Annotated in this window: 24 protein-coding genes; 19 read left to right on the forward strand and 5 right to left on the reverse strand. The window is 44.6% G+C overall.

Annotation, left to right across the window (positions count from 1 at the left end; genetic code table 11):
* Positions 1 to 73 precede the first annotated feature (73 nt).
* Positions 74 to 352, reverse strand: a complete 279-nt coding sequence (locus ACPUEK_RS11220; RefSeq protein ID WP_067038343.1) for a hypothetical protein — start codon at positions 350 to 352, stop codon at positions 74 to 76.
* Between the two features lie 134 nt (positions 353 to 486).
* On the opposite strand from ACPUEK_RS11220, the gene ACPUEK_RS11225 reads away from it, so the two are divergent.
* Positions 487 to 957, forward strand: a complete 471-nt coding sequence (locus ACPUEK_RS11225; protein ID WP_425640809.1) for a DUF2947 family protein — start codon at positions 487 to 489, stop codon at positions 955 to 957.
* A gap of 19 nt (positions 958 to 976) precedes the next feature.
* Here ACPUEK_RS11225 and ACPUEK_RS11230 read toward each other — a convergent pair whose 3' ends face one another.
* Positions 977 to 1,252 carry a hypothetical protein gene (locus tag ACPUEK_RS11230; RefSeq protein WP_425640810.1) on the reverse strand — a complete coding sequence of 92 codons (276 nt, stop codon included), beginning with the start codon at positions 1,250 to 1,252 and terminating at the stop codon, positions 977 to 979.
* 143 nt (positions 1,253 to 1,395) lie between these two features.
* Positions 1,396 to 2,115, reverse strand: coding sequence for a tRNA-uridine aminocarboxypropyltransferase (locus ACPUEK_RS11235; RefSeq protein ID WP_425640811.1), 720 nt, complete (start codon positions 2,113 to 2,115; stop codon positions 1,396 to 1,398).
* A 195-nt stretch (positions 2,116 to 2,310) separates the two neighbouring features.
* On the opposite strand from ACPUEK_RS11235, the gene ACPUEK_RS11240 reads away from it, so the two are divergent.
* The gene (locus tag ACPUEK_RS11240) at positions 2,311 to 3,069 is read left to right on the forward strand and encodes a DUF1499 domain-containing protein (RefSeq protein ID WP_067218511.1); all 759 of its coding nucleotides are present in this window, start codon (positions 2,311 to 2,313) and stop codon (positions 3,067 to 3,069) included.
* 69 nt (positions 3,070 to 3,138) lie between these two features.
* Complete coding sequence (locus tag ACPUEK_RS11245) at positions 3,139 to 3,720, forward strand: TetR/AcrR family transcriptional regulator (protein WP_425640812.1); 582 nt, start codon at positions 3,139 to 3,141, stop codon at positions 3,718 to 3,720.
* 8 nt (positions 3,721 to 3,728) lie between these two features.
* Here ACPUEK_RS11245 and ACPUEK_RS11250 read toward each other — a convergent pair whose 3' ends face one another.
* Positions 3,729 to 5,474 (reverse strand): DEAD/DEAH box helicase family protein, encoded by a 1,746-nt coding sequence (locus ACPUEK_RS11250; RefSeq protein WP_425643033.1) that lies wholly within the window; start codon positions 5,472 to 5,474, stop codon positions 3,729 to 3,731.
* A 93-nt stretch (positions 5,475 to 5,567) separates the two neighbouring features.
* Between ACPUEK_RS11250 and ACPUEK_RS11255 the strand changes: the two genes are divergently transcribed.
* From ACPUEK_RS11255 to ACPUEK_RS11310, 12 genes are all read left to right on the forward strand, one after another.
* Positions 5,568 to 6,221, forward strand: a complete 654-nt coding sequence (locus ACPUEK_RS11255) for a 2OG-Fe(II) oxygenase (RefSeq protein WP_067218522.1) — start codon at positions 5,568 to 5,570, stop codon at positions 6,219 to 6,221.
* A gap of 91 nt (positions 6,222 to 6,312) precedes the next feature.
* Entirely contained in the window at positions 6,313 to 7,305 is a 993-nt protein-coding gene (locus tag ACPUEK_RS11260) for a rhodanese-related sulfurtransferase (RefSeq protein WP_425640813.1), read from the forward strand.
* 160 nt (positions 7,306 to 7,465) lie between these two features.
* Positions 7,466 to 8,545 (forward strand): hypothetical protein, encoded by a 1,080-nt coding sequence (locus ACPUEK_RS11265; protein ID WP_425640814.1) that lies wholly within the window; start codon positions 7,466 to 7,468, stop codon positions 8,543 to 8,545.
* 198 nt (positions 8,546 to 8,743) lie between these two features.
* Positions 8,744 to 10,852 carry a DNA polymerase III subunit gamma/tau gene (gene dnaX / locus ACPUEK_RS11270; protein WP_425640815.1) on the forward strand — a complete coding sequence of 703 codons (2,109 nt, stop codon included), beginning with the start codon at positions 8,744 to 8,746 and terminating at the stop codon, positions 10,850 to 10,852.
* Between the two features lie 21 nt (positions 10,853 to 10,873).
* A complete protein-coding gene (locus ACPUEK_RS11275; RefSeq protein ID WP_067038353.1) occupies positions 10,874 to 11,200 on the forward strand; it encodes a YbaB/EbfC family nucleoid-associated protein in 327 nt (108 codons plus the stop codon).
* A gap of 15 nt (positions 11,201 to 11,215) precedes the next feature.
* Positions 11,216 to 11,809 carry a recombination mediator RecR gene (gene recR / locus ACPUEK_RS11280; RefSeq protein WP_425640816.1) on the forward strand — a complete coding sequence of 198 codons (594 nt, stop codon included), beginning with the start codon at positions 11,216 to 11,218 and terminating at the stop codon, positions 11,807 to 11,809.
* Between the two features lies 1 nt (position 11,810).
* A complete protein-coding gene (gene rnd / locus ACPUEK_RS11285) occupies positions 11,811 to 12,950 on the forward strand; it encodes a ribonuclease D (protein ID WP_067038355.1) in 1,140 nt (379 codons plus the stop codon).
* 25 nt (positions 12,951 to 12,975) lie between these two features.
* On the forward strand, positions 12,976 to 13,266 hold the full coding sequence (locus ACPUEK_RS11290) for a YcgL domain-containing protein (RefSeq protein ID WP_067038356.1): 291 nt from the start codon (positions 12,976 to 12,978) through the stop codon (positions 13,264 to 13,266).
* Positions 13,266 to 13,748, forward strand: a complete 483-nt coding sequence (locus ACPUEK_RS11295; RefSeq protein WP_425640817.1) for a YcgN family cysteine cluster protein — start codon at positions 13,266 to 13,268, stop codon at positions 13,746 to 13,748. Before ACPUEK_RS11290 ends, ACPUEK_RS11295 begins: the two co-directional genes overlap by 1 nt.
* Before the next feature lie 48 nt (positions 13,749 to 13,796).
* On the forward strand, positions 13,797 to 15,665 hold the full coding sequence (locus ACPUEK_RS11300) for a vWA domain-containing protein (protein WP_425640818.1): 1,869 nt from the start codon (positions 13,797 to 13,799) through the stop codon (positions 15,663 to 15,665).
* A 4-nt stretch (positions 15,666 to 15,669) separates the two neighbouring features.
* Entirely contained in the window at positions 15,670 to 16,470 is an 801-nt protein-coding gene (locus ACPUEK_RS11305; RefSeq protein WP_067038359.1) for a class II glutamine amidotransferase, read from the forward strand.
* Between the two features lie 145 nt (positions 16,471 to 16,615).
* Entirely contained in the window at positions 16,616 to 16,849 is a 234-nt protein-coding gene (locus tag ACPUEK_RS11310; protein ID WP_067038360.1) for a glutaredoxin, read from the forward strand.
* Between the two features lie 91 nt (positions 16,850 to 16,940).
* On the opposite strand, the gene cysK is transcribed toward ACPUEK_RS11310, so the two are convergent.
* Entirely contained in the window at positions 16,941 to 17,906 is a 966-nt protein-coding gene (cysK, locus tag ACPUEK_RS11315) for a cysteine synthase A (protein WP_067099169.1), read from the reverse strand.
* 248 nt (positions 17,907 to 18,154) lie between these two features.
* Here cysK and hrpA point away from each other — a divergent pair, with 248 nt between their 5' ends.
* The 4 genes from hrpA to ACPUEK_RS11335 are packed head-to-tail and all read left to right on the forward strand — an operon-like array spanning position 18,155 to position 26,279.
* Entirely contained in the window at positions 18,155 to 22,063 is a 3,909-nt protein-coding gene (gene hrpA, locus ACPUEK_RS11320; protein ID WP_425640819.1) for an ATP-dependent RNA helicase HrpA, read from the forward strand.
* A gap of 20 nt (positions 22,064 to 22,083) precedes the next feature.
* Positions 22,084 to 22,887, forward strand: coding sequence for an MlaA family lipoprotein (locus ACPUEK_RS11325; RefSeq protein ID WP_425640820.1), 804 nt, complete (start codon positions 22,084 to 22,086; stop codon positions 22,885 to 22,887).
* A gap of 31 nt (positions 22,888 to 22,918) precedes the next feature.
* Positions 22,919 to 23,965 (forward strand): polyamine ABC transporter substrate-binding protein, encoded by a 1,047-nt coding sequence (locus ACPUEK_RS11330; protein WP_425640821.1) that lies wholly within the window; start codon positions 22,919 to 22,921, stop codon positions 23,963 to 23,965.
* A gap of 43 nt (positions 23,966 to 24,008) precedes the next feature.
* Positions 24,009 to 26,279: a putative bifunctional diguanylate cyclase/phosphodiesterase gene (locus tag ACPUEK_RS11335; RefSeq protein ID WP_425640822.1), complete on the forward strand. Its 2,271-nt coding sequence runs from the start codon at positions 24,009 to 24,011 to the stop codon at positions 26,277 to 26,279.
* Positions 26,280 to 26,302: the final 23 nt, after the last annotated feature.

A 26,302-nucleotide genomic window follows, 5' to 3' on the forward strand; every position in this document is an offset into this window, starting at 1 on the left:
GTGTTATTTTTTTTCTCCCCAAATACTTGTTTGTTGTGAATTTCTTTCAGATTAATCCAGTTTGAAAGTTGTGTTAGTGGCTCGGAATGTGTGCGCTAGCGCTGTGCTTTTTTGATATAAGTGCGGTGGCAGAGACCATGTTAAAGCTGGATTTAAGTGCTTTGCGAACGGCACGAAAAAATGTTGATGCGGTTTTAATAATTACCCCGCTAGTGCTGGGTTTTGTAGGGTTAAAGCCCCAGCTGTTTAGCAGTGCTTCGTATTGCTCTTGAGAGTCCTGTGTTTTCTTCGCTGCGCCAGTGTAGTGAAGGTTGTAAAGCGCTGCAGTGTTTACGTCTTCTGATGTGTACATAATGTATCTCCGTGGGTGTTAATGTTTAAAATGTAGTTTTATTACTACATTTTTAGGTTAGTTGTTTGTTGTGTGTACTTCAAACGATGCTTTTTCACTAAATAGGTTAATTTTTTTCATCAATTGGGTGGTGTATGTCTCAATATCGACCGTTATCAGACAGCGGTAAAGAATGGGTTTTTCGTCGAGAAGAGCCGTTTGTGTCGGAACAAGATCGAGCTCAAATTTTGCTTTTGAATCCTGTTGCTGGTGCCAATATATGGCGAGACTATGTCTCTGATGCGTGCTTATTTCCTGATTTGTTTGCTGATGATGTGTGGGTGAAAGCCAATCGTGTAGGCGGTTCAGATTGGGAGGCGTTATGGGAGTCTGATGAGTCAGGGTTTCCAGTCGAAGCTCTAGAGCATTGTGATAATTGGGGAGACGACACCAAGATTTATTTCTGCTGCCATGCTGACTTTGTGATTGAGACCACGTGGGGGGTCTTTTTGCGTACTTGGAAAGCGTTCTTGTTCTTGGACAGTGATGCGATTCTTGTGGGTCGTAAGAAGAAACAGGCATTACAGTTTTGCGAAAACGGTGATGTGGCATTGCTGGTGCGTTAATAGCGCTTAGTTTCTGAGGTTACTTGCCTTCATCCAAAATGGCGAAGGATAAGCAAGTGCTGAACAACAAACCGCCGACTACTAAGGGTGGTGTTGGAAAAATGAGCATAAGTGTGCCTGTGCCAGTCCAAAGCGCTTTAACAAGCTTGCGTTTAGCTTGGTAGTGCTCGGATTGACGGCGATAGTGAGCGTGCTTGCTGAGTCTTTCTTCTTCGATGCAATCACGCTGATACCAAGTAGGCATGAGCGTGATTAATGCAAGATATAAGTGGAATTCAATGAGTGCCTTCATCATAGTTGGGCCCTGCGTTTCTTGACCGTGACGGGAATCGTTAGTTTGTATTTTAGGCGATTCTAGAGCTTTTGCTGATTATTCTTAGGTGATTTTATTGCAAGATGCTGGGACGACTTTAGTGGGGGGGGGTCTTAGGGTGAATGTTATATTGGGCTGTTGTGTCTTCTGCGGCTCCACATGCTGTGATCATTAAATACTCGATAATAGTTGGCTAGGGCAGTGCTTTGTGTTTCTGCATTGGCTTGAGCAAGTAGCATGGCAACGACTTCTGCAGTGGCAAACTGATTATCGTGTTTAGCGTGTCGTACTTTAAAGGAACGTTGAGCGTCATCACTGACAGCGAAGGTGGGTATGTCATCAAGCCATCGGCTTTGGTGAAGCATCTTGCTGGCCAGTCGCCAGGTGGCATCAAGAATAATGACGTTTATAGGTGTCTCAAGCGAAGTCGGGCGTTCTAGGTCTTTATTTAACGCGGTCCTTTTTTCGGTATCGGGGAATAGGATGATGCTTTTTCCTCTAAAGTGATCCAAATGGTCGAGTAGTTCTTGATCAGGGGTTGTTCGCGACCAGATGAATGCTTTTGTTTGTTCTGGAAATAAGTCTGCAATTAAGCGCCCGCTATTCGTTGGTTTGTGTATTTCTGTGTAATGAAATAGCAGTGTGAAGTTTATTGGGCTGGTATGAGGTGTTCTTTGATCGCAAAAGCACGCGAACGATGCCATTAAGCAGCACGGGCAACGTTCTGTGTTGGCGCCTCGAGCTATAAATGCTCGCTGACTGTTTTGTTTGGCGGCTTCTCTTAGCTGATCAACGCAATGCAGCGGATGTTTTCGAGGGCTTAGGTGGGTACGATTACGTGTCATAGTGTTCATGTTTGGCAGGGTTATTCTAGAGCTGGCTAGTGTGACGTGTTTAATTATAATTTTCTATTAAAAATCAGTGGGCTTTACGCAAAATATGCAAATTTAATGGAATCACTGCAGAACTCTGAGATGCTTACTATCTACTGGCTCCATGTCACGCTAAGGTTAGCCAAGTGATGTTTTTATGAGTGGATTATGAGTCGTTACATTTCGCCCGTGTTGTACGTTTTACTGATGTTAATTGGGTGCGCAGCGTTCTTCTCAATTGCCGGTGTTCGAGTGGGCTTCATTGACCCCCATACCGCTTTTGGTTTGTTACGCAAAACGGTGTTTGCAGCTATAGCGCTTACCGTGCTCACGTTAGCGTCTTTGTTGGTCTGTCGACGCGAGTGCAGTGCAGGTGGTCGAAGGTTCTTCATATTAGTAGCGGTTGTCTCTTTTATATACAGTGTAATGTGGGTTGGTTTGTATACGCAAAAGTCAGCTTTGCCAGACCTGTATGACATCACGACTGATTTTGAAAATCCCCCTATTTTTATCAACATTGCTTTTCTGCGTAAGGGCTCTGAGCATGATCTTGTCTACGATGAAGCCTGGGCATCACTGCAGCAAAAGCATTATCCTAATGTTAAACCTTTGATACTCGAAACACCGTTTAAGCAAGCCTACATTGAAGCGATTCAATTGGTAAAAGAGCGTGGTTGGGATGTGGTCTCTCAATACCCTAATGCTGGCGTGATTGAAGCTACGGCTCGAACCCCTATTTTTGGTATGCGTAACGACATAGTTATTCGTCTTACTCGTCAGGATGAGTTTGTAGTGGTGGACATGCGTTCTTGTTCGCGGTCTGGCGAGTCTGATCATGGTAACAATGCAGAGCGAATTATAGGCTTCTTAGGTGAGCTTGGTAGTCGTTTGAAACCTGCGCCGATAGGGCTTGCTTCCAGAATCTGATGTTTTGATGTTCACCCGCTGCTTGCTTTTGGTTAGACTCACTGAGTCTGACACGTGGAGTAAGTTACTGTGAATCGTCGTACTCAACAAAAAGCCACTACTCGAGCCAAAATCAAAGACGCGGCAAAACAATCATTTTCTGATCATGGTATAGATGCCACGACCACGCGTGAAATCAGCCGCTTGGCTGGTGTGGCAGTAGGGACGTTTTTTGTACATTTTCCTGATAAATTAGATTTAGTGAAAGAAATCTATTTTGATGAAATGGATGCAGCTTTAAACGCAGCGATAGGGGCTTTTAAGCCAACGTTATCTCCCACCGAATATCTTCTGCAAATTGCCCAAACCCTTTTTCCTTTCTATGCCAGTCACTTAGAGTTTACTAAAAATATAATGACCGACAGCGTGCTTAATGGCGGATTTCACACGCAACAGATGCTGTCTATTAGTGAAGGAATTAGTAAGCGATTTGAAGCGGTTGGTATTGATCAGAAAACAGCACGTATTTTTTCTGAGAATATGCTTGCTAATTATTGGTTGGTTTTTATTGAGTCAATACCCGGTAACGCGTTTCTTTCCAAGCGAGCAATGCAGCGCTTGGAAAGTCTAAATCTACCTTTTAAAGTGTCTTATGAAAACGCAGTCAAATAGCGCTAGGCCTAGCGTACCTCGTTTGCTTTTCTATAGGGGCCTTGGTAGTCAAAAAGTAATTGGGTGACTTGCCAATAACGTTTGGTCTGTTCGGCGACAACAAAGTCTGGATGAGGTAAGTGTTCGATAAAAGGGGCGACTTGCTCTGCTTTATCAAATTCTACTGGTGTAGTGCCACCGCCAAGGCGGCGGGCAAATTCTTGATTGAAGCTATCGCGCCCTTTTGTAAAGTCAAAATTATAGGTTTGTTTAAGCTCTTCACCATCTTCATCATGATAACGAACGGTTAGTTTGTTGCCGTTTATAGAAGCGGAAATGGCTTGGCAACGTATGACTTTATGGCCTTTTAAATTTAACGCTTTTTTTAGAATGTCGTCTGGGTCGATGAGTCGTTCATGACAGTGCTGGCAATGGCGTGCGGCTATGTCATTCTCTTCATTGCAGTATGGGCAGCGCTTGAACACAAAGCGATAATCGCATTGAAATTCACCGTCTAATGTCTCTACTAGCCCTTGGCATCGGCGACCATAGTGTTCAACAAGTGTGCCGTCCGCGGCTTTTATGCCCCAGAATATATTCTGATGATCGCATTGCGGGCATTCCACTTGAACCAATTGAGACTTGCTGTTGGGTTTTTGCGAACCTATCTCGGGCTGGAAAACATCATAGCCGCTGTTGGTGTAATCTAAGATTAGGCAGTCCTGTTTATTGGGGTGTAAGCGTAGACCTCGACCAACCATCTGTTGGAATAAACTAACCGATTCTGTGGGGCGTAATAAAGCGATTACATCCACGTGTGGTGCATCAAACCCAGTAGTGAGCACCGAAACATTCACTAGATATTTGATTTTTTGCTGCTTAAAGTCATGAATGATTTGGTCCCGCTTAGTGATCACTGTGTCGCCAGTAACGATTTGAGAGTGTTCAGCCGGTAAGTACCCCATTATTTCTTTGGCGTGTTCAACGGTGCTGGCGAAAATCATCACCCCCAGTCTGTTTTTTGCTAGCTCTTCTATCTGTTCACAGATGGCTTTGGTGACGCGAGGATGTTTGCTAACCAGTTCGTTGAGTTGTTGTTCAACGGGGGTCTGGTCTTCGTTGTATTCATTGCTGAGGAGCTGACTAAAGTCGTAGTGAGCAACTGCGGCATCAAAGACTTTAGGCTCTGTTAAGTACCCCGATTTTACTAGGCGTCGCAGTGGTAATTCATAAATGCATTTTTTGAAAAACGGGTTGTCTGTTTCTCGCGCAAAGCCCCAATAATGGTTTTGATAGATCCAGCCGCTGTCTAGGCGGTAAGGAGTGGCCGTTAGCCCTAAGATTTTTAAGGCTGGATTGAGTTTTTTGAAATGCTGAATAACCGCATGATACTGGCCTTGTTCGGATTTAGGAATGCGGTGGCATTCATCAATAATGAGTAATGATAGTGGCTCATTATGCTGCTCAAGGCCACGAGCAATGCTCTGAATGCTGGCAAAGGACACTTTGTTTTGGGTGTCTTTTCGGCCCAGTCCTGCAGAATAAATCCCTGCATCGACGCCAAGTGCTGTGAGCTTTTGATGGTTTTGTTCTACCAGTTCTTTTACGTGGGTCAAGCAGATAACTTTTTGCCGAGCTAAGCGGCACAGCTCGGCTATGACGAGACTTTTCCCAGCGCCCGTCGGTAGGACAATCACAGCCGAATCGTCGGTGCTGCGAAAATGATTCAAAGTGGCGTCTACGGCCTCTTGCTGATAGTCACGTAGTTGATACATTTGCAAAGAAATCGTCTAATAATGAGTGTTCTCGCGGGCACGCTACAGTATCATTCGCCGCTTTACAATCTTCATAGATAATAGGTTTCCTTTATGAGTGTTATCCAGCCGTTCACTTCCCACACGCCGTTTGATCAAGTGGTTGCGGATATTTGTGAAAAGGGGTGGAGCGTAACAGATGGGTTCTTTTCAGAGGAATTGATTGAAGCGCTTCTAGCGGATATTTCGGAGCTTGATAACGCCTATATGAAGCAGGCCGGGGTGGGGCGCTCGAGCGATCATCAGGTCGTTTTGAATCGGCGCAGTGATTATATTCGTTGGATTGATCCAGTGACGTCCGCTCGTGCGGCTTTTTTGGATGCCATGTCAGAGTTGCGTTTAGCGTTTAATCGTCGATTGTTCATGGGGCTTTGGGATTACGAGGCGCATTTTGCACGTTATGAAGAAGGTGCTTTTTACGAAAAGCATGTGGATGCGTTCAAGGGTAAAAGTAATCGTGTACTGTCAACGGTGCTGTATCTCAATGAAGCATGGGGTGATCAAGATGGCGGTGATTTTGTTTTGTTTGATGAGCAGGATGAAAACAAAGAAGTGGGTCGCTATGCCCCAATCAAAGGGCGTTTAGCCGTGTTTCTGAGTGAAGATTTTCCTCATGAAGTACTTACGGCTAAGCGAACACGTCACAGCATCGCTGGCTGGTTTCGCGTTAACAATAGCATTCAAAACAATGTTGACCCGGGTCAATAAAATTCGCAATCAACTCCTCTTTTCTCTATAATGCGCGCCTTCAATTAAAGGCTCTGGTTTTACGTTCCAGAACGCATTAGGAGAGATAGACGTGTCAAAAGTTGTGGTATGTGCTTTATATAAATTTGTTCAGTTAGATAACTACGAAGCGTTGCGTGAACCGCTTCGTCAAGTGTTAGAAGACAATGGTGTGCGTGGTACTTTGCTGCTAGCAAGTGAAGGTATTAATGGCACGGTTGCCGGTACTCGTGAAGGCATCGATGCCATGCTGGCGTGGTTGGCTCAACAACCGGGTTTGGATAATATCGTCTACAAAGAATCCTTTGATGAAGACATGCCGTTCTACCGCACCAAAGTTAAGCTGAAGAAAGAAATCGTTACGATGGGTGTTGAAGGTGTCGACCCTCGTAAAGTTGTCGGTACGTACGTTAAGCCAAAAGATTGGAATGCCCTAATTTCTGATCCAGATGTTGTGTTGATTGATACCCGTAATGACTACGAATTCCAAATCGGTACTTTTGAAAATGCGGTAAATCCTAAGACCGATACCTTCCGTGAATTTCCTGATTACGTCAAAGAGAACCTTGATCCTCAGAAGAACAAAAAGGTTGCGATGTTCTGTACTGGCGGTATCCGCTGTGAGAAATCGACGGCTTATTTGAAAGAGCAAGGGTTTGATGAGGTTTATCACTTAGAAGGCGGTATTCTGAAGTACTTGGAAGAAGTGCCAGAAGAAGACACTATGTGGCAGGGCGAATGTTTTGTGTTTGATAATCGTGTTTCTGTGAATCATAAGCTTGAAAAGGGTGAATACGGACAATGTCATGCGTGTCGTATGCCGATCACAGAAGAAGAGAAGCAAGATGAGCGCTTTGAGCAAGGTGTCAGCTGTCCTCACTGCTTTGACAAATACACGGATGAGCAGCGCCGCCGATTCATTGAGCGTGAGCGTCAAGTGCAGTTAGCGAAAGAGCGTGGCGAAGCTCACATTGGTGCAGAAGTACTAGATGCGGTTGAAAAGCACCGCCGTGAGAAAGAGTTAGAGCGTGAACGTCAGCGTTTGGCGGGTCAGGTGTCCAACTAGTCTTTTTTGACTGATTAGTCCATTTTTTAAAGGTCAACATGTGTTGGCCTTTTTTGTGTGCTTGAAGTTACAAAAAGTAACGATTACTATCTGGCGTTAGCAAAGAGTGCGAGTGAGTCGTGCTCTGATCTTTTATGTACGAATCTAGAAGGATTTTTAAGTGCATTATTCTAAATCTTTGATTGCCTTGTCGGGTGTTACGCTATTTTTGACTGGCTGTGCTGGGCAAGTAGCAGACAATACGCCTGTTGTTGATACCAGTGTTCTGAACGTTAATATGCATATAGGTGGTGTTTTGCTGCCTGAGGTGACGACAAAGCAAACGCGCTATACCGTTGCAGATAAAAGTGTTGTTAAGTCAGAAGTTGAGTACGATTCCTGGATCGTCAACAAAATGTTGGGTGGTGGTAATCAGGCGTTGATTACTCGTTTAGATAAAAACCTAATTTGGGACGTTAATTTTGACCTTGAAAATTATCAAGAGTGCCCATTAACCGGTTGTACGTCTTTGAGTCCATTTGAAAAGTTGGAACAATTAGGTGAAGACGACTCTGAGGAAGCCGAGGTCGATTATGATCCTAATGGCACAGACTCTTGTGAGGTGACCGTAAAGAAATATGACTTCACTGTTACACCAAAAGCTCGTCAACGTGATGTGAACGGTTTCATGGCAGACCAATATGTTGCTCGCTGGGATTTAGTTAGCGAAGATGAATACGGTAAACAAGACAGTCATGTTGTTACGATGGACTATTGGATGGCGAATACGGCTTCTAACCAAGCATTACAAGCGGCTCATGCATTTGATAAAAAGTATTACGATATCGCCATTGCGCCAACACCGCTGGCTCAGCTAGCGAACGAAAATATCGCAGAGATCATGACCATTTTCAGTGCCGGTAAAGAAAAAGAGCTGAAAAAACTGACGTCTGTTGGGGGAGAGCCCATTTCCGTTAAAATGGAATGGTACGCAGATATAAACACCTGTCAGGAGCCTGCAAAAGCGGAACAAGAACAAGGTGCTGGCTTTGATGCCAATGACCCACTTGGCTCTTTGCAAGGGATGGCGACCGGTTTCTTGTCTAAGCAAGCAGAGAAAGGTGTTAAGTCTTGGATGGGGCTTAAAGAAGGCGAGCCAGTATTGACATACTTGCGCGAAGTGAAATCTGCTCAAATGTCTGGCGAGCACACTAGCCGATTTGAGGTTCCAGATGGCTTTAAATTGATCGATCGTAAATAAGCGCTACAACCCGTTAGACAGCCCTGTCTAACGGGTGTTTCCTTGAAACAAAAGAGATTTCCCTTCTGCTCATTCCTTTTTAGGCTGAAAAAGCTTAAAATTCAGTACATTATCAAGTCGTTATTCAAGCTTTTAAAGTATAAGATTGCGGCTCAAAGTTGTGATTAAGCAACCCCATTTATCACCAGATTAGATTGCATGAGCTATCAAGTACTCGCACGAAAATGGCGTCCGCAAACCTTCCTTGAAATGGCAGGCCAAGACCACGTATTACAAGCATTAGTGAATGCGTTGCGGCAGCAGCGTCTACATCACGCCTATTTGTTTACGGGGACGCGCGGGGTAGGTAAAACCACCATCGCACGAATTTTCGCAAAATGTCTAAACTGTGAGGTGAATGGTATTTCTCCTGAGCCGTGCGGCGAATGCGACAGCTGTCGTGAAATCACGGAAGGACGTTTCGTTGACCTAATTGAAGTGGATGCGGCGTCGCGTACTAAAGTCGAAGACACCCGAGAGCTATTGGAGAACGTCCAATACGCACCCACACGAGGGCGTTTCAAGGTGTACCTAATAGACGAGGTGCACATGTTGTCGAGTCATTCATTTAACGCGCTGCTAAAAACCCTAGAAGAACCGCCTGAGCATGTTAAGTTTTTACTAGCGACGACGGATCCGCAAAAACTACCGGTGACGATTCTTTCTCGCTGTTTGCAGTTTAATCTTAAGAATATGTCGGCACAGCGAGTGGTTGATTATTTACAAACCGTTCTTGGCTCCGAGCAAGTCAGCTATGACCAACCTGCCTTATGGCAAATTGGTCAAGCAGCTAATGGCAGTATGCGAGACGCGTTGAGTTTGACGGATCAAGCGATCGCCTTTGGTGATGGTAAAATTACCGAAACCGGTGTGACATCTATGCTGGGATTGGTCAACCAGACTCAGATTTTGTCTTTATTAGAATCCGTTGCGGCAAAAGACGCGGCTCAAACATTGATAAAAATCGAAGCGTTGGCAGATTATCAGCCGGACTTCATTTCAATCTGTGGTGCCTTGTTGGATGCATTGCACCGCGTGGCAGTTGAGCAACAAGTACCTGGTGTGCTGCAAGATCAGATGGGGGATTTAGCGCGTATTCAGCAATTGGCACACAATGTCTCGCCTGAAGAAATACAGGTGATGTACCAAAGTTTGTTAATTGGCCGACGCGATCTTCCTTTGTCTCACTCGATTAAATCCGGCTTTGAAATGTTGATGTTGCGCCTAATCGCATTTCGACCAGCCACTCAGATGACTGTACGTTACGAAGCGCCTTCTGAGTCCGTTGCTCCTTATTGTGAACCTGAACCGACAGTCGAGCAAAAAAAAACAGCTGAGCCGAATATAGCCGCTACGGTTTTGCCTGCGAGTGATGCAGAAGTAACACCTGCTAAAACTGAGTATGACCAAGGGGATGCGGTTACAGCGACACCGGTTGAGACGCTAGCAGAAACGCCAGTTCCAGTAGCACCTGCTGAACCGTCGTTGACGAATGAGCAAACTCCGCCATGGGATGAGTCATTACCTGACGACGAAGACAATGAGTACCAAGCGTCGGTAGCGGATTATGCTGTGCCTGAATCATTGCCACCTGAGCCGGTTGTTACAGAAGCGGTACCGGCTACGACGTCTCAGCCAAAAGCGTCGGTCGATCCTAGCGCTCGTCTCTCTAAAATGCTGAATGACTCCAATGCAGCAGAAGAAGAAACGGACGATGAGGCCGATGAGCGAGCCATTGCAGAAACCTCAGACCCATACGCGATGTCGGCAAATCTGGTGGAGACTGTATCATATAAACCGGCTTTAATTGAAAAGCAGCCCGATACAGTTGCTCAGCCAGCATTGGCGATTCCGTTGCCAGACATTGCGCATTTTAAAGATATGACCATGAATCTATGGTGGTTGGTGGCGCCACGCTTGAAATTAACTGGATTGGTCCAAAATATAATTATGAACTCTTGTTTGATGGATGCTTCAGAGCAAGGGGTGAAATTACAAGTTCCACTTGAATACGGGCATATGTTAAATCAAGCTCGTTATGAGCAAATACAAAACCAGTTATCGGAATTTTTCGCTGCTCCAGTGCCACTTATTATCGATACGCTGGCTGAGGTTGAAGGTGTGACGGCCGAAGAGTTTGCGGCAAGCAAGCGTGCCGAAGCTCTGCAAGCTGCGATTAATCATTTAAATGCGCACCCAGTAGTTCAAGCGTTAGCGGAAACGTTGGGTGGCCAAGTTCTTTATGACACAGTTAAAGTGAAAGCTTAATTACTATATTTGGAGAGAGTTATGTTTAAAGGTGGTATGGGCAACATGATGCGCCAAGCGCAAAAAATGCAAGAAAACATGCAAAAAGCCCAAGAAGAAGTGGGCAATATGGAAGTTGAGGGCCAAGCGGGTGCAGGCCTTGTGAAAATCACAATGACAGGTCGTCATGATGTGAAACGTGTTTCAATCGATGACTCTCTGTTTGAAGACGACAAAGAAATGCTAGAAGATCTAGTAGCGGCGGCCATTAATGATGCCGTGCGTAACATTGAATCGGCTTCTAAAGAGAAAATGGCGGCTGCGACAGAAGGCATGCCGATTCCTCCTGGTTTCAAAATGCCTTTCTAAGATAGGAGTGGACACTTGTTCAGCCCATTAATTAAAGAGCTGATTGAGTCCCTGCGCTGTTTACCGGGTGTTGGGCCTAAGTCCGCGCAAAAAATGGCGCTCTATTTATTAGAACGCGATTCCCAAGGGGCTGATCGACTCGCTCAGTCTCTTCGTCAAGCATTGGATAAAGTGGGGCGCTGTCATCAGTGCCGCACTTTGACCGAGGATACGCTCTGTCCTATATGCGCTGACGATCAGCGTAACAGCAGTAGTTTATGCATTGTTGAAACGCCAGCCGATGTGATTGCCATTGAAAGTACTAAGCAGTTTGATGGATTGTATTTCGTTCTGCTTGGGCATCTTTCCCCGATTGATGGCATTGGACCAGAAGAGCTTGGCTTAGATCGCTTAGAGACACTGGCTAAAGAAGTCGGCGTTGAAGAAGTTATCATTGCTACAAACAGTACCGTAGAAGGTGAAGCGACTAGCCATTACATTGCGCAAATGCTGAAACCTCACGGAGTAGACGTCAGTCGTATAGCTCAGGGTGTACCCATGGGCGGCGAATTAGAATATGTTGACGGTAATACGTTAGCGTTAGCATTAGAAGGCCGGAAAAGACTATAACATGGATACACAAAACCAAAATCTCGATATTGTTTGGGTGGATAACGATGCAGCTCTGGCGAAGTGGTGTGAATACTGGTCCACATTGTCTTTTGTTGCAGTGGATACTGAGTTTGTGCGTCGCACGACTTTTTACCCAGTGACAGGTTTGATTCAAATTTCTGAAGGCAAGCAAGCGGTCTTAATTGATCCACAAACCATCGCAGATTGGTCACCATTGCGCGCCCTATTGGTTAATGAAGACGTTATGAAAGTCTTTCATGCCTGCTCTGAAGACTTAGATGTCTTTGATCACCTTTTAGGCGTGTTGCCGACACCTTTTTATGACACTCAAATCGGTGAAGCGTTTGCCAGTGCACAATGGTCGTTAAGCTATGTTAAGTTAGTGAAAGCCTACCTTGATATCGATGTTGCCAAAGATGAGACGCGATCTGATTGGACTCTTCGCCCTTTAACGGACGCGCAAAAACGTTATGCAGCCTTAGATGTTATATATCTTGCTGAAGTATACCCAATGCAGGTAGAGCGTTTAATCGCGAAAAACATGCTCGATTGGGTGCTAGAGGATTGCGAAAGTCTTAAATGGCAATATTTGCAAAATAATGATGCTGAGCAGAATTGGGATGGTGTGAAAGCGGCTTGGCGTTTAAGTCCGAAAGGCCTGACGTTGTTGCGTTTACTGTACTTGTGGCGTGATGAGCGAGCTCGCGCAAACGATACGCCCCGTGGCCAAGTGCTGAAAGACCGTACATTATGGGCGCTGGCTAAGTTTATGCCGGATAACGCGCGTGATATAGGCAAGACAGAAGAAATTACGCCTAAGCAAGTGCGCTTATATTCCGATACAGTGCTTGAAAAAATTGCATTGGTGAATGAGTTGAGTGCCGATGAATACCAGAAACCATTGCCTGCTCCACTGCCTTCCGAAGCCGGTGATTTATCAAAGGCGATGCGAGCGTATTCAAAGCAACTTGCTCAGCAACTGGAGCTGGCACCGGAAGTGGTGTTAAAACGTAAATTGTTGGATCCCTTGATGCGACATGTTTATGAAGGCTCACCGATGGATTGGTCGAATCCAGCGTTTAATGGCTGGCGCAAAGATAAGGTGGTTGCACCTTTGTTAGAAAAATTCGCAAACTAATACTATTACTTACTGAGTAACTATCATGAGTCACATGATTATTGAAATTTTCCGCTCATCAAAAGTGGACGAAATGTACCTTTATGTTGAGAAAAACAAAGGGTTAAAGAACATTCCAGAAGCATTAATGTCTCGCTTTGGCGCGGGCATTAGTGCAATGACAATGCTGATTAAACCAGATCAAAAATTGGCTCGAGCGAACGCTACAGACGTTATGGAATCGATTAAAGAGAAAGGTTTTTATTTGCAAATGCCACCCGCTCGGGAAGAGTATTTATTGGATATGTATAAAGCGCCGACGGAAGCTCGTTACTGATGATTGCAAAGCGTTACGAACCTTTTTGGAAGACCACGCCGATGGAGCAAATGGCCCCCAGTGAATGGGAGTCTATTTGTGATGGCTGTGGCAAGTGCTGTTTACAGAAAATGGTAGATGATGAGACAGAAGAGGTGTATTACACCAACCTGTCGTGTCACCAATTAGATATTAATGCTTGCCGTTGTAAAGTCTATGATCAGCGCCTTGAAAAGGTCGAAGGCTGCTTGTCTCTTAGGCCGGAAGATGTCGCAGCGTTTGATTGGCTGCCCGACACTTGTAGCTATCGAGTACTGCATCAAACGGGCGATTTACCGAACTGGCATCCACTTGTGGTGGGCAGTGATCGAGAAATGAAAACTCAAGGCCTAAATGTTAGCCATTACGCCGTTAACGAAAACACCGTTGACGAAGAGCGTTGGGAAGAACATATAATCAAATGGGTACACGGAATGCCCGAGCCCTATGATCCTACTTATTAGGGCAATCCTTCGAATTAGCCTATAAAGCAGTTGCTCAGGAGTAAGAAGATGGTTATACGAAAGCACGTCAACAGTTGTTTGGTGATGATACTTCTTACATTAGCCCCCTGGGCTGCTGCTGACACACAATTTCGTCTCATTGTAGACGCCTCTGGCAGTATGTTGATCAGTGATCCTGACAAATTAACCGCCGAGTCTTTAAAACTCATTTCCGATTTAGCACCTGAAGAACAAGCTACTCTGGGTGTCTGGCTATTTGGAGAGCGTGCCCGAGTGTTGCTACCAGAAGCACGTGTCAATCAAGAAACGAAACAGGCATTAAGCCAAGCTGTTAGTAATTACACGCCAGGTGATTTGAAGACGGATTTAGAATCGATCATTAGAATGTTGCTGCAAACACCTGATGCTGGGGATTTAGAGCCAGGCTTTGATCGCCATTGGATCTTGGTCACCGATGGTATGGTGGATGTAAGCTTGGATGAAGCGGTGAATGAAGCTTCTCGTTCTCGGATTATGAACGATTTGGCCAGTCAGTTGGCTGAACGTAATATCCATTTGCATACAGTTTCCATGACGGGATATACCGATAAAGAGCTGCTGTCATCAGTCTCGACGTTAACAGATGCGACACATACAGAAGTTGCTACGCCAAATGACTTGTTAGATACCTTTGATCGAGTCTTTTCACAAGCGGCACCGTCAGAAGAAGTACCTTTTGAAGGTAATACATTCTTTATTGATGACGCTATTGAAGAAGCCACCTTACTCATATTTCATGAGCAAGGCGTCTCACCAAAAGTATTTTTGCCAAGCGGCCAACGGTTGAAAATGGAGGCGCAGAATGTCTCTTATGTCGATGCGGATCATTATTTGTTGGTTACCATTACTAAGCCAAGTGTGGGGACATGGAGAGTAGAGGATGTCGATTTAGAGCGCAGTAACATTCGTGTGATCACCAAACTCAGTGCTCAGGCCACCAAAGTCGCTCCGGTTTTGTTTGTGAATGAACCTATTTATTCGACCGTCGGACTTTTCCAAGATAACACTCTGATTGAAGATCCCGAGGTACTATCATTAGTTGAGACCAAGCAAAAACTGAATCTGCTGAGTGGTGAGAGTACGAAACAACTCCTTAATCGTCCATTACCCATCACTAATAATCAATTCAAGAATAAAATTGAGCAAATTACGGGTGAAGGCAACTATGAGTTGATTTCAGAAGTAGACGGAAAAACTTTTGTTCGCAAACTTAGCCAATTTTTTGCAGTGACAGCACCGATTTCATTGGAAGCAGAGCGCCAGAGTGAAAACTTAGTGGCTTTTTCTGCTAAGCCAACGAACTTGCGCTTAAATTTGCTTCGCAGTAATGCACGTTTAATTATCACAAGTGGTGATGGTAGCGAAGAGTCCCTTGAAATGCCCTTAATTGGTGAGGGGTATTGGCAAAAAATTTACCCAGTTGCGCCAAACAGTGCGTTGAGTGCTCACATACGTTTAATCGGCATTACTCAAACTGGTGTTCGTTTCGAGTATTCTACGCCTTCATGGTACCTAAATCGTAATGGCGCTGATGTCGTTAAACTGAGTCAATCACGGGATGAAGGTGGGGCTGAAATGGCGGCGGTTGCGGCGATAAATCGTGACTTAATGCCGGTTGTTGTGACGCCACAAATTGCGCTGGTATCCCAAGAAGAAATGGAGGAAATCGATCCAGCCAGTCAGCAAGATGAGGCTGTCGATGCTGCTATTAATGAGTCGATAGATGACACTAAAGCGAAAGAAGAGCCCGCGGGACTTTCCAATAGTGAATGGATACTATACGGCGCGCTAAATGGTGCCGGTGTGATTTTACTCGTGGGCGGCTATTTAATCTTTCGTCGCATCCGTAAAAAACGTAAACAGCTAAAAGTAGATTAATTTAATGTGTGAGTTGCTTGGAATGAGCGCAAATGTGCCAACGGACATTTGCTTTAGTTTCTCGGGCCTACGTGCCCGAGGCGGTCGAACCGGTCCCCATAAAGATGGTTGGGGTATGGCGATGTATCGAGACAGCCACGTTTGGTCAATACACGATCCGCGGCCAAGTGCAGATTCAGACATGGCCGATGTGATGAGTAAAACCTCGTTGAAGTGTCACATTGTTATCAGCCATATTCGCCAAGCGAATGTAGGCAATGTGTGTTTGCCTAATACGCATCCATTTAGCCGATTGTTGTGGGATACAACTTGGAGTTATGCCCATAATGGCCAGTTGGATACGCCTCAAAGTTTGTCGCTATTAACCCATTTCCCTCTAGGGACAACGGATTCTGAACGAGCGTTTTGTTGGATCATAGAGCAGCTGATGGCACGTTTTGGCGATACCATGCCCGATGTACAAGCGCTTTCAGAAACACTTACCGAGCTATGCGACCGACTGCGAGAGAAAGGTGTTTTTAATATGATGCTATCTAATGGGCAATATTTGTTTTCTTATTGCACCACTAAGCTTCATTGGATCACTCGTCGAGCACCGTTTAAGCCAGCCACTCTGTCAGATGAAGACATGACCGTTGATTTTAAAGAAGTGACAACTGATAAAGATGTGGTGACAGTGATCGCGACGCAGCCATTAACGGAAAATGAAACATGGCATCAAATGCGGGCGGGTGAGATGTGCGTGTTTGATGCGGGGGAGCTAGTTGTTCATATTAAGCCTGAGGTAGAAATGCTTGATGCGTAATTAGGGTTTAAAAAAACTATTGGATCTATATTTTTAATTGATTTCATGGATATCAATATTCTTTTTATAGTTAGCCCTACTAAAAGGGCGCCAATCGCTCTTAAAAACGCCATTCAAGGCGATCTAACGTTAAGAGGAATATTTGATGAAACATTACACGTTATACTGTGCGTCTGATAATGGGTTTTGCAGCGCTGCTGAGAACACCTTAGCGCAGAACAACATTGCATTTGAAACAATTAGCGTGAACATTGCCAACGCATCTTCTGACTTGGTGGGTTTATTTGCCAACGACGCCACTCGAACGCCGCAAGTGTTTTATGGTACAGAGTACGTCGGTAATCTAGATGATATACAGAGTTTGTTTCGTACTGTTTAATTGCTTAAAGCAAACAACAGTTTATGTGAAAAAAAACAGGCCACAATTTGAGGGCCTGTTTTCATATTACAGCGGTAAGCTTAGCTAGTGATTACTGAACAAGTTCGTTGTCGCTGAATTCACCTTCAAACAATGCTGTAGACAGATAGCGCTCACCGGAATCCGGCAACACCACTACGATTTTCTTGTCTGCAAACTCTGCTTCTTGGCTCAATCGCTCTGCTGCAACCACGGCTGCACCACATGAGATACCACACAAAATGCCTTCTTCGCGCATTAGACGTTTTGCCATGGCAATTGCGTCTTCGTTTGATACTTGCTCAACGCGATCAACAACAGACAGATCAAGGTTTTTAGGTACGAAGCCTGCGCCAATGCCCTGAATTTTGTGAGGTGCAGGGGTTGGTGTTTCTCCATTGATGGTTTGCGTGATCACCGGAGAGGCGGTTGGTTCAACGGCGACACTGGTGATCGCTTTGCCTTGCGTGTTTTTGATATAACGACTTACGCCTGTGATGGTACCGCCAGTACCCACACCTGCGACAAAGACATCAACTTCACCATTGGTATCGTTCCAAATTTCAGGCCCAGTTGTTTGTTCGTGTATTTCTGGGTTAGCGGGATTGTCAAATTGTTGTAGCAGAACAAAGTTAGGGTCTTGAGCAATTTCTTGCGCTTTTTCGATCGCGCCTTTCATGCCTTTCGCCGGCTCAGTTAACACAATCGTGGCACCTAATGCCTTCATAACTTGGCGGCGTTCAAGACTCATGCTGGATGGCATAGTGATGGTAATGTCGTAACCTCGCGCCGCAGCAACGAAACATAAAGCAATACCAGTGTTACCACTTGACGGCTCAACAATGGCTTTGCCTTCTGTTAGAACACCACGTTTTTCCGCGTCCCAAACCATGTTAGCGCCAATGCGACATTTAACAGAAAAAGCTGGGTTGCGCGCTTCGATTTTGGCCCAGATATTTCCATTTCCAATGCGGTTAAGACGTACCAGTGGTGTGTTACCGATGGTTAAGGAGTTATCGTTAAATACTTGTTCAGACATTGGCCATCCTTATCTATTGTTTAGGGAGTGTATTCATTGAGTTCAATTGTAGTCGTCCACTATAACCGTATCCACTGAAACGATGTAAGAATTTTGAACTATAAGGTTAGATGTGTGCATCCTTATTGAGTGGTCGATACAGTCAACGCCAATTGCCGCATTTAATGATAGAATCTGATCCATATTAAACAGTTACCATTCGTCAGTCGTCTGTATTGACGCCGTATTTGTAAGGTCCGTAGTACTACATGCGAGATAACCAAGAAACCAATTTGCTAGGGCATCAGTCTGCTGAGCTTATGGCACGAGATCGTCACGCGATTACTCGAAAGCTAGAGATGCTTGAAAAACGTCGAAGGGAAGGTCTGCCTACTTCAAAGTTAGAAACCGAAGTGGCGCGATTAATTGAATCCTCGAAAACACTCTATCAGGCGCGTCAAGCACGCATGCCTAACATCACGTTTGATGAATCGTTGCCAGTTTCAGGGCGACGCGATGAAATCGTTAAAGCCATCCAAGAAAACCAAGTGGTGATCATTGCGGGTGAAACGGGGTCGGGTAAAACCACTCAGTTACCTAAAATGTGTTTGCAAGCGGGTCGCGGCATTGCTGGTCAAATCGGTCACACGCAACCACGTCGTATCGCTGCGCGCAGCGTTGCCGATCGTATCAGTGACGAATTGAATGTGAAACTGGGCGAGGCGGTAGGCTTCCAAGTCCGTTTTACAGATGAAAGTCAAGAAGAAACGCTCATCAAATTGATGACGGACGGTATCTTGCTGGCTGAAATACAGCAGGATAAGTATCTGCAGAAATACGACACGATTATTATCGATGAGGCCCACGAACGCAGCCTGAATATCGACTTCTTGTTAGGCTATTTAAAGCGGGTATTGGATAACCGCCCTGATATGAAGGTGATCGTCACCTCAGCCACCATTGATGTTGAGCGATTCTCTCGTCACTTTAATAATGCCCCCATTATTGAAGTCTCAGGACGTACTTATCCCGTTGAAATTCGTTACCAGCCACTACTGAGCAAAGGTGATTCGGAAGAGCTCGACGAAGATCAGTCGATGGAGCAGGGCGTATTAGATGCGGTGACGCTTTTGATCGCAGAAGAACGTGCTTCTGGTTACCGTGGAGCAGGCGATATACTGGTTTTCTTACCCGGTGAGCGTGAAATTCGCGAGACGGCTGAGTTATTGCGACAAGAACAACTGCAAGGGGTGGAAGTTTTACCCTTGTATGCCCGATTAAGCAGCAGTGAGCAGCAACGCATTTTTAAATCGCACGGCGGTCGACGCATTGTGTTATCGACTAACGTGGCGGAGACTTCGCTAACGGTTCCTGGCATTCGTTATGTGATCGATCCAGGTTTGGCGCGTATCAGTCGTTATAGTGTGCGTTCCAAAGTGCAGCAGTTACCGATCGAAAAGATCAGTCAGGCCAGTGCCAATCAGCGTGCGGGGCGATGTGGTCGTGTAGCGGATGGCATCTGTATACGTTTATATGACGAAGAAGATTACCAAAATCGCTCAGAGTTTACGGATCCTGAAATTTTTCGTACCAACTTAGCGTCCGTTATTTTGCAAATGGCCAATTTGCGTTTGGGTGCGGTAGAAAAGTTTCCATTTGTTGAAATGCCTGAAAAACGCATGATCAATGATGGTTACCGAGCGTTAACCGAATTAGGAGCTCTGAAGAATGAGCGTCTGACCACCATAGGTCGTCAGCTTGCTAAGCTTCCGATTGACCCTAAATTAGGGCGTATGCTGATTGCTGCGAACGAGCATCACGTTTTAAAAGAAGTAGCAATCATTGTTAGCGCGTTATCAGTGCAGGATCCTCGTGAACGTCCGCAAGACAAAAAGACGCAGTCTGATCAATGTCATGCCGTCGATAAAGACGAAAACTCGGATTTCATGGTATTGCTTAACCTTTGGCAGCGCTTTGAAGAGCAACGCTTAGAGCTGTCCCAAAATCAGCTGCGTCAGTATTGTCGCAAACAGTTTTTAAACTTTATGCGCCTACGCGAATGGCGTGATATTCATCGTCAGATCTTGATTGCTTGTAAGCAACTGGGCTTCAAAGAAGTTGATCATGAAGAACGGCAGTACGATGCTATTCATAAAGCGCTTCTAGCGGGCTTGTTTACACAGGTGGCGAATAAAATTGATGACTCTCGAGAAATGCTCGGTTGTCGATCACGTAAGTTAGCCATTTTCCCAGGCTCTATGCTGTTTAAACGTCCGCCACAATGGATGATGGCCGCAGAATTGGTGGAAACGTCTAAATTGTATGCGCGTATTGTGGCGAAGATTGACCCACAGTGGGTGGAAGAATACGCCGCACCGTTTGTTAAACGTCAGTATTTCGATCCGCATTTTGAGCGTAATCAAGGTCGAGTTGTTGCCAACGAACAAGTGTCGCTTTATGGTCTGATCTTGATTGCGAAACGCCGTATTGACTACGGGCACGTGAATCCAGCAGATGCCCGCGATGTCTTCATTCGCCAGGCGCTGGTAGAACACGGCTTAAAATCAAAAGCTAAATTTTTTCAATACAATCAAGACCTCATTAAAGCGGTAGAGACTCAAGAAGCAAAATTGCGGACCCGCGATATTCTTGTTGATGATGAAGCGGTGTATCATTTCTATAATACACGACTGCCAGAAGACGTACGAAATCAGAAAAGTGTTGAGTATTTTGCTAAGCAGAACCCCGATCTCTTATTGATGACGCGTGATGACTTAGTGAATCAGGACATTAACGTTGATGAATTTGCGTTTCCTGATAACTATTCATTGAACGGTGTCGCGCTGCCGATTGATTATGAGTTTGCTCCCGGCCAACAAAAAGATGGTGCCACATTAAAAGTGCCTGTCGGACTGTTGCGCCAGTTGACGTTAGATGAGCTGGGTTGGGCAGTGCCGGGTTATGTGAAGGAGCGCTGTGAATCACTCATTCGAGCCTTACCAAAGGCTTTACGTCGTCGATTTGTACCAATTCCTCAGTTTGTGGATCGTATTTATCCTAACTTATCCAAGGATAAAGGCGATTTGTTGGAGCAATTATCACTCCAAATTAAGCGTGAAACCTTGGTGGAAATACCACTTACGGAGTGGAACGCAGAGCGGTTAGAAGGGCATTTGACGCTGAGCATTGATGTGATTGATGAACGTGGCAAAGTGCTCGGCAGCGGCAAGGATTTATCGGAGTTGCAATCTCGTTTTGCCGAAATGGTTGAGAAAAGCTTTGCGAAATTTGGCACCAAAAAACATGAGCAAGCAGAGTTAACCCAGTGGCCTGATCAAGATGTGCCTGAGCGTCAGGAGCTGAAACAAGCGGGAATTAAAGTTACCGCTTTTCCTGCACTCGTAGCCAACGAGCATTCGGTCTCACTAAAAATGTACGATGACCCGAGCACTGCAGCAGAAGCTCATCGGAAAGGGGTGATCGCATTATTAAAAATAGCACTCCACAAGGACATGAAGTACCTTGAAAGAAATGTACCTAAATTGCGTGAATCCATGTTGTTATTTGCGCCGATTGGCAAGAAAGAAGTGCTACTCCATGATTTACTGGATGCCATCGTTGAAAAAGTGTTTTTGGAAGAGCAATCGTTACCAAGAACAAAAGATGAGTTTGAGCAGCGACTGACGTCACGTAAGAGTCAATTGATCTCTGTCGCTAATGAGATGGGCGTGCAACTGCATTCGGTTCTGTCAGCTTATCAGAAAGTTGCTAAACAAATGAAAGGCTCTATGCCCCTACCTTGGACGATAGTTTATGGTGATATTAAAAAACAGCTAGAAAACTTAGTCTATCCTGGGTTTATTGGCGCTACACCGCTGTATTGGCTTGGCCAGTTGCCGCGTTATTTCAAAGGGGTGGAAGTACGTTTAGAGCGTTTTCAGAATCATTTGAATAAAGAAAATGCCGCGGTAGGCGAGCTGGAAACGTTGTGGGCACAATATGTACGCCAGAAAAAAGCGCATGATGAAAAGGGGATCTATGATCCCAACCTGACGCGCTATCGCTGGTTGTTGGAAGAATATCGTATATCATTGTTTGCGCAAACGGTTGGCACCCTAGAACCAATTTCTGAAAAGCGTTTAGCAAAACAATGGCAAGAAGTGAAGAAGCTTGTTTAAGGCAAGGGAGTGAATACGAGATGAAAAAAATAGTGGCCAGCTTAGGTCTTTTGTTAGCGTCTTTGTTTGCTGTCGCAGAGACGACCCCTGAAGATCCTTGGGAAGGGTTTAATCGCTCAATGTTTGGTTTCAATGAAACGGTAGACGAATATGGATTGAAACCCCTCGCTCAGGGCTATGATGCGATAACGCCGAATTTCATGCAAAAAGGGGTGGGTAACTTTTTTTCAAATTTAGGGGAAGTGCCTAATGCCTTTAATAATTTACTGCAGGCGAAATGGGATGAAACCGCCTCGTCAACGTTTCGTTTTATTATCAATAGCACCATCGGTATTTTTGGTCTTTTTGATGTTGCAGGGGCAATGGGTTTGCAACACTACGAAGAAGACTTTGGCCAAACATTGGGGTACTGGGGAGTCGATTCAGGCCCATATTTAGTATTGCCATTCTTTGGGCCTTCTACTGTACGTGATGCCAGTGGCATGGTTGTAGACTATTCTTTGTATGATGGTATGGATTTGTACGACTTCACGGATGATCACAAGTGGATTGCTCGCGGCGTTAATGTCATTCAGATTCGTGCTAAATATCTGTCCGCTGAGCGCATGGTGTTTGGTGATCGTTACTCTTTTTTACGAGATGTCTACATTCAAAACCGTCAGGGTGAGATAAAAGGTACTTCTAGCCTAAGACAAAGTGATGGTTTGCAAACGCAAGAGGGTATTTCTTCCGACTCTTGGGGTGTTGAAGGTAGTGATTCTTGGGGCGATGAAACAGACTCCTGGGGTGAAGCTGAAACAGATTCTTGGGGTGAAGAGCTTTAATAAATGAGATCTTTCTATTTAGGGGAAGCGAATGCCACAAAAAACCATGGCTTATAGTGCTGTTCTTTTTTCAGCTATGTTATCAGCTTCAGTGCAATCTGATAACTCGCCGCTTACTCTATTTACATGGGAAGATTTTGTCGGTGAAAGCGTTATTGAAGAATGGGAAAAGCAGACAGGTATCCCCATTCATTTAGTATTGTATGATGATGAAGCACAAAGAAATTTAATTTTATCAGGCCATAATGCTGAAAATATTGATGTGGTAGTGGTGGATAACTCTACAATTCGCGTCATGTCTCAAGCAGGTCATCTCTACCCAGTCGAACAAGAGGTTCGCCGAGAAAAATTTTGGCCTGAAGCCTGTGGTCGTTATGGTCGTCACTATCTTTGGGGGACGTATGGAATCGTTTACCGAAGTGACAAAATTGACAGACAGGTTAGTAGTTGGATGGATCTTTTGGACCCTGTGGAGGAGCTTCGCGGTCATGTCGGTATGCTAGGGCAAGCGGATGAACTTTTAACAACGGCCTTGGCCGCTTTAGGTTATCCAATTGACACACATAGTGAAACTCATCTCAAAGAAGCATTCCAATTGCTCAAGCACCAATCGCACTTTGTAGAGACCTATGATTATATATACAGTTATGTGTCTAACTCCCCCGATCAAGAAGATATCTGGATCGCACCTGCTTACTCGGGTGACCAAGAAGGTCTGAATGAGCTTCAAGGTGGCGATGCGCTTTGGCAGTACACCATAGCGGATGAGGGGGCTATTGTGTGGGTGGATTGCTTAGCTATTCCTATGGAGTCTAAACGAAAAGAAGAGGCTCAAGCATTTATAAACTTTTTATCTCGTGCCGAAATAAGTGCAAGAAACACGGATCGACTTTGGGTCGCTTCTCCCTATAAAGACGCCATACCTTATATTGATAGCGAGATATTAAATGATACGTCGATTTATTTAGATGCGGAAGCTATTCAAAATTCGACATTGTTTAAGGAGCTTAAAGGTGTTGATATATTAAAAAGGACACGCATCAAGGACGCTTTAATTCGCTACTATGACTCTAACTAAACGGCTCGTCCTCCTCGTTCTACCAATTCTTCTTGTCGGAGTATTGGCGGCTACGATTGGAGTGTATCAAATCCAAACCGCTACGCTGACAGAGGTCGAGCAGAACAGACTCGACCTAAAACTTTTGCAAGCAAAAATCGAGTTTGAGCGTGAGGCAAGCATAAGTGAAAATATCATTTCGCTTCTCTTAGAAGGCGAAACCCTTGCAGATTTCACACACTATATTGGCAGGGATGTAAATGAATACTTTGTCACGCAACGCCTAGATTACTTAATTAATGAAGTTCTTGAAGATGAAAAAGCGCGTGTATTATTGACGGTTTTTAATAATAAAGGCGAGCCGTTGTATCATTACGAGCGTAGCGATGATCCGTTTTCAGATATGCCCAGTTTCTTGCCGATGTTTGCTAGATCATTGATTCTGAAAAATGATTTACGAGCACAAAAACTCATGTTTCTTAAGCGTGAGCATCACGCCTATTTGTATGGCAAAACCGTTAACGCCTCTACATTTACACATCCTTTAAAGCCATCAATGGAGGATTCCATTGCGATTGTTGCAACGGTTTATTTAACCAAGTTTGATCAGTTATACAACAATTTAAGCGAGCGATATGGTGTAAAGCCTTCAATAGTGAATCGCAGTACAAATGTGAAGCCTGACGTGTCAGATACTTTTCGGTCAATTACCTTATTCCCTGACTTCGATTTGGAAATGCAACTGACAGAGCAGTATTTAAGTCAATCACGTTCCTATTTAATTGGTTGGATGCTGGCTGTTTCGGTGATTCTAGGTGTTGCTATAACGGCGTTATTATTACTTTTAATAAAACGTTTTATTATTCATCCCATTGAGTCGTTAGATCGACAATTAACCTTAGTGATGGACGAGCATCAAAGTAATATTCAAAAACCTTTCGGTAAAGACGAGGTGAGTCGTCTAGGTATCAAGTTTTACGACTTATATGATCAGCTTAATGAAAATTTGAGACAGTCACGAGTTCTTTCTGTAACTGACTCGTTAACAAAGCTACCCAATCGAACCCGATTCCAAGAGTTTGCAAAACGAGCATTGATAAGAGCGTGGAATCGTCATAGCTATGTTTCTTTAATTTATATCGACTTAGATAATTTTAAGTTTGTTAACGACCGATTAGGGCATGAAGCGGGCGATGAATTGTTACAACATACTGCATTGACTTTTCAGGCGTTATTGCAAAACGACGAGCATCGAAACCAAAGTTCACTTGTATCTCGTTTAGCGGGTGATGAGTTTGCGATTGTCTTAGCCCATGAGCATTTAGATGATCGTTTGGTGCTGGCCTCAAGTTTAGTCAGTTTATTTGAAGGCGGATTTAAGACGGAACGTTATATTACTCCAGTATCAGCAAGTGTTGGTATAGCAAGTTACCCAAGTGATGGTGAGGATCTAAGAGAGCTGATTGCAAACGCTGACATGGCTATGTATCACGCCAAACGTACGGGTAAAAATCGATTTTCGGCGTACTCGCACACGATTGCTCGCGCAGCACGTCGTGTAAAGTTGATTGAAGATGCCTTGAAGTTTGTAAACTGTGATGAAGAGTTTTCTCTCGTTTTTATGCCGTTTGTGGATCAAAATCATACGATTAAAGGATTAGAAATATTACTGCGTTGGTTTTCGCCGGATCTAGGGCAAATTACGCCCGATGAGTTCGTGCCCATAGCCGAGCAAACGGGTAGTTATACTAAAATTGACGATTGGGTGTTTAGAAACGCGTTTAGTGAATTATCAAATCTTCGAGAGTTGTTAGGTGAAGAGATTGTTATCGCCATTAATATCTCCGCGGGAGAGCTTGGGCAAACAGCTTTTGCCGATCGAATCATTAACCTTAAGAAAGAATTTAATGTACCTGATCGTTCAGTTGAGCTTGAGATCACTGAAACATTTGGTTATTTCGCAGTCGAGCAAGTGCTTTCTGTATTAAGAGAATTGCGTGATGCTGGGTTTAATATATCGATAGACGACTTTGGTATTGGGTATACGCCGTTGCTTCAGATGATTGATTACCCAGTTGATAAGGTGAAGTTTGATAAAGAGTTAGTCGATCGTTTAACTAATGATGCTTATCATAAGCTTATGGAACCAACCGTTGAGCTATGTCATCTTCAGAACATCAAAGTAACCGCTGAAGGCATTGAAACCATGGCTAAGTTTGACCTATTAAAAGATGCAGGGTGTGACTATTTCCAAGGGTATTCGATTGCACAGCCGATGACATTTTCAGAATTACGTCAGTGGCATAGACGGTACCAGCTATCTGATAAGATATAAATGAATCAGCATTAATAAAGAGG

Source organism: Marinomonas gallaica (assembly GCF_049821165.1).
Taxonomy (GTDB): Bacteria; Pseudomonadota; Gammaproteobacteria; order Pseudomonadales; family Marinomonadaceae; genus Marinomonas; species Marinomonas gallaica.

Coding starts and splice junctions, on each gene's coding strand:
- ACPUEK_RS11220 (WP_067038343.1), bottom strand. CDS start 352: ATGTACACATCAGAAGACGTAAACACTGCAGCGCTTTACAACCTTCAC.
- ACPUEK_RS11225 (WP_425640809.1), top strand. CDS start 487: ATGTCTCAATATCGACCGTTATCAGACAGCGGTAAAGAATGGGTTTTT.
- ACPUEK_RS11230 (WP_425640810.1), bottom strand. CDS start 1,252: ATGATGAAGGCACTCATTGAATTCCACTTATATCTTGCATTAATCACG.
- ACPUEK_RS11235 (WP_425640811.1), bottom strand. CDS start 2,115: ATGACACGTAATCGTACCCACCTAAGCCCTCGAAAACATCCGCTGCAT.
- ACPUEK_RS11240 (WP_067218511.1), top strand. CDS start 2,311: ATGAGTCGTTACATTTCGCCCGTGTTGTACGTTTTACTGATGTTAATT.
- ACPUEK_RS11250 (WP_425643033.1), bottom strand. CDS start 5,474: ATGTATCAACTACGTGACTATCAGCAAGAGGCCGTAGACGCCACTTTG.
- ACPUEK_RS11255 (WP_067218522.1), top strand. CDS start 5,568: ATGAGTGTTATCCAGCCGTTCACTTCCCACACGCCGTTTGATCAAGTG.
- dnaX (WP_425640815.1), top strand. CDS start 8,744: ATGAGCTATCAAGTACTCGCACGAAAATGGCGTCCGCAAACCTTCCTT.
- ACPUEK_RS11275 (WP_067038353.1), top strand. CDS start 10,874: ATGTTTAAAGGTGGTATGGGCAACATGATGCGCCAAGCGCAAAAAATG.
- rnd (WP_067038355.1), top strand. CDS start 11,811: ATGGATACACAAAACCAAAATCTCGATATTGTTTGGGTGGATAACGAT.
- ACPUEK_RS11290 (WP_067038356.1), top strand. CDS start 12,976: ATGAGTCACATGATTATTGAAATTTTCCGCTCATCAAAAGTGGACGAA.
- ACPUEK_RS11295 (WP_425640817.1), top strand. CDS start 13,266: ATGATTGCAAAGCGTTACGAACCTTTTTGGAAGACCACGCCGATGGAG.
- ACPUEK_RS11300 (WP_425640818.1), top strand. CDS start 13,797: ATGGTTATACGAAAGCACGTCAACAGTTGTTTGGTGATGATACTTCTT.
- ACPUEK_RS11305 (WP_067038359.1), top strand. CDS start 15,670: ATGTGTGAGTTGCTTGGAATGAGCGCAAATGTGCCAACGGACATTTGC.
- ACPUEK_RS11310 (WP_067038360.1), top strand. CDS start 16,616: ATGAAACATTACACGTTATACTGTGCGTCTGATAATGGGTTTTGCAGC.
- cysK (WP_067099169.1), bottom strand. CDS start 17,906: ATGTCTGAACAAGTATTTAACGATAACTCCTTAACCATCGGTAACACA.
- hrpA (WP_425640819.1), top strand. CDS start 18,155: ATGCGAGATAACCAAGAAACCAATTTGCTAGGGCATCAGTCTGCTGAG.
- ACPUEK_RS11325 (WP_425640820.1), top strand. CDS start 22,084: ATGAAAAAAATAGTGGCCAGCTTAGGTCTTTTGTTAGCGTCTTTGTTT.
- ACPUEK_RS11330 (WP_425640821.1), top strand. CDS start 22,919: ATGCCACAAAAAACCATGGCTTATAGTGCTGTTCTTTTTTCAGCTATG.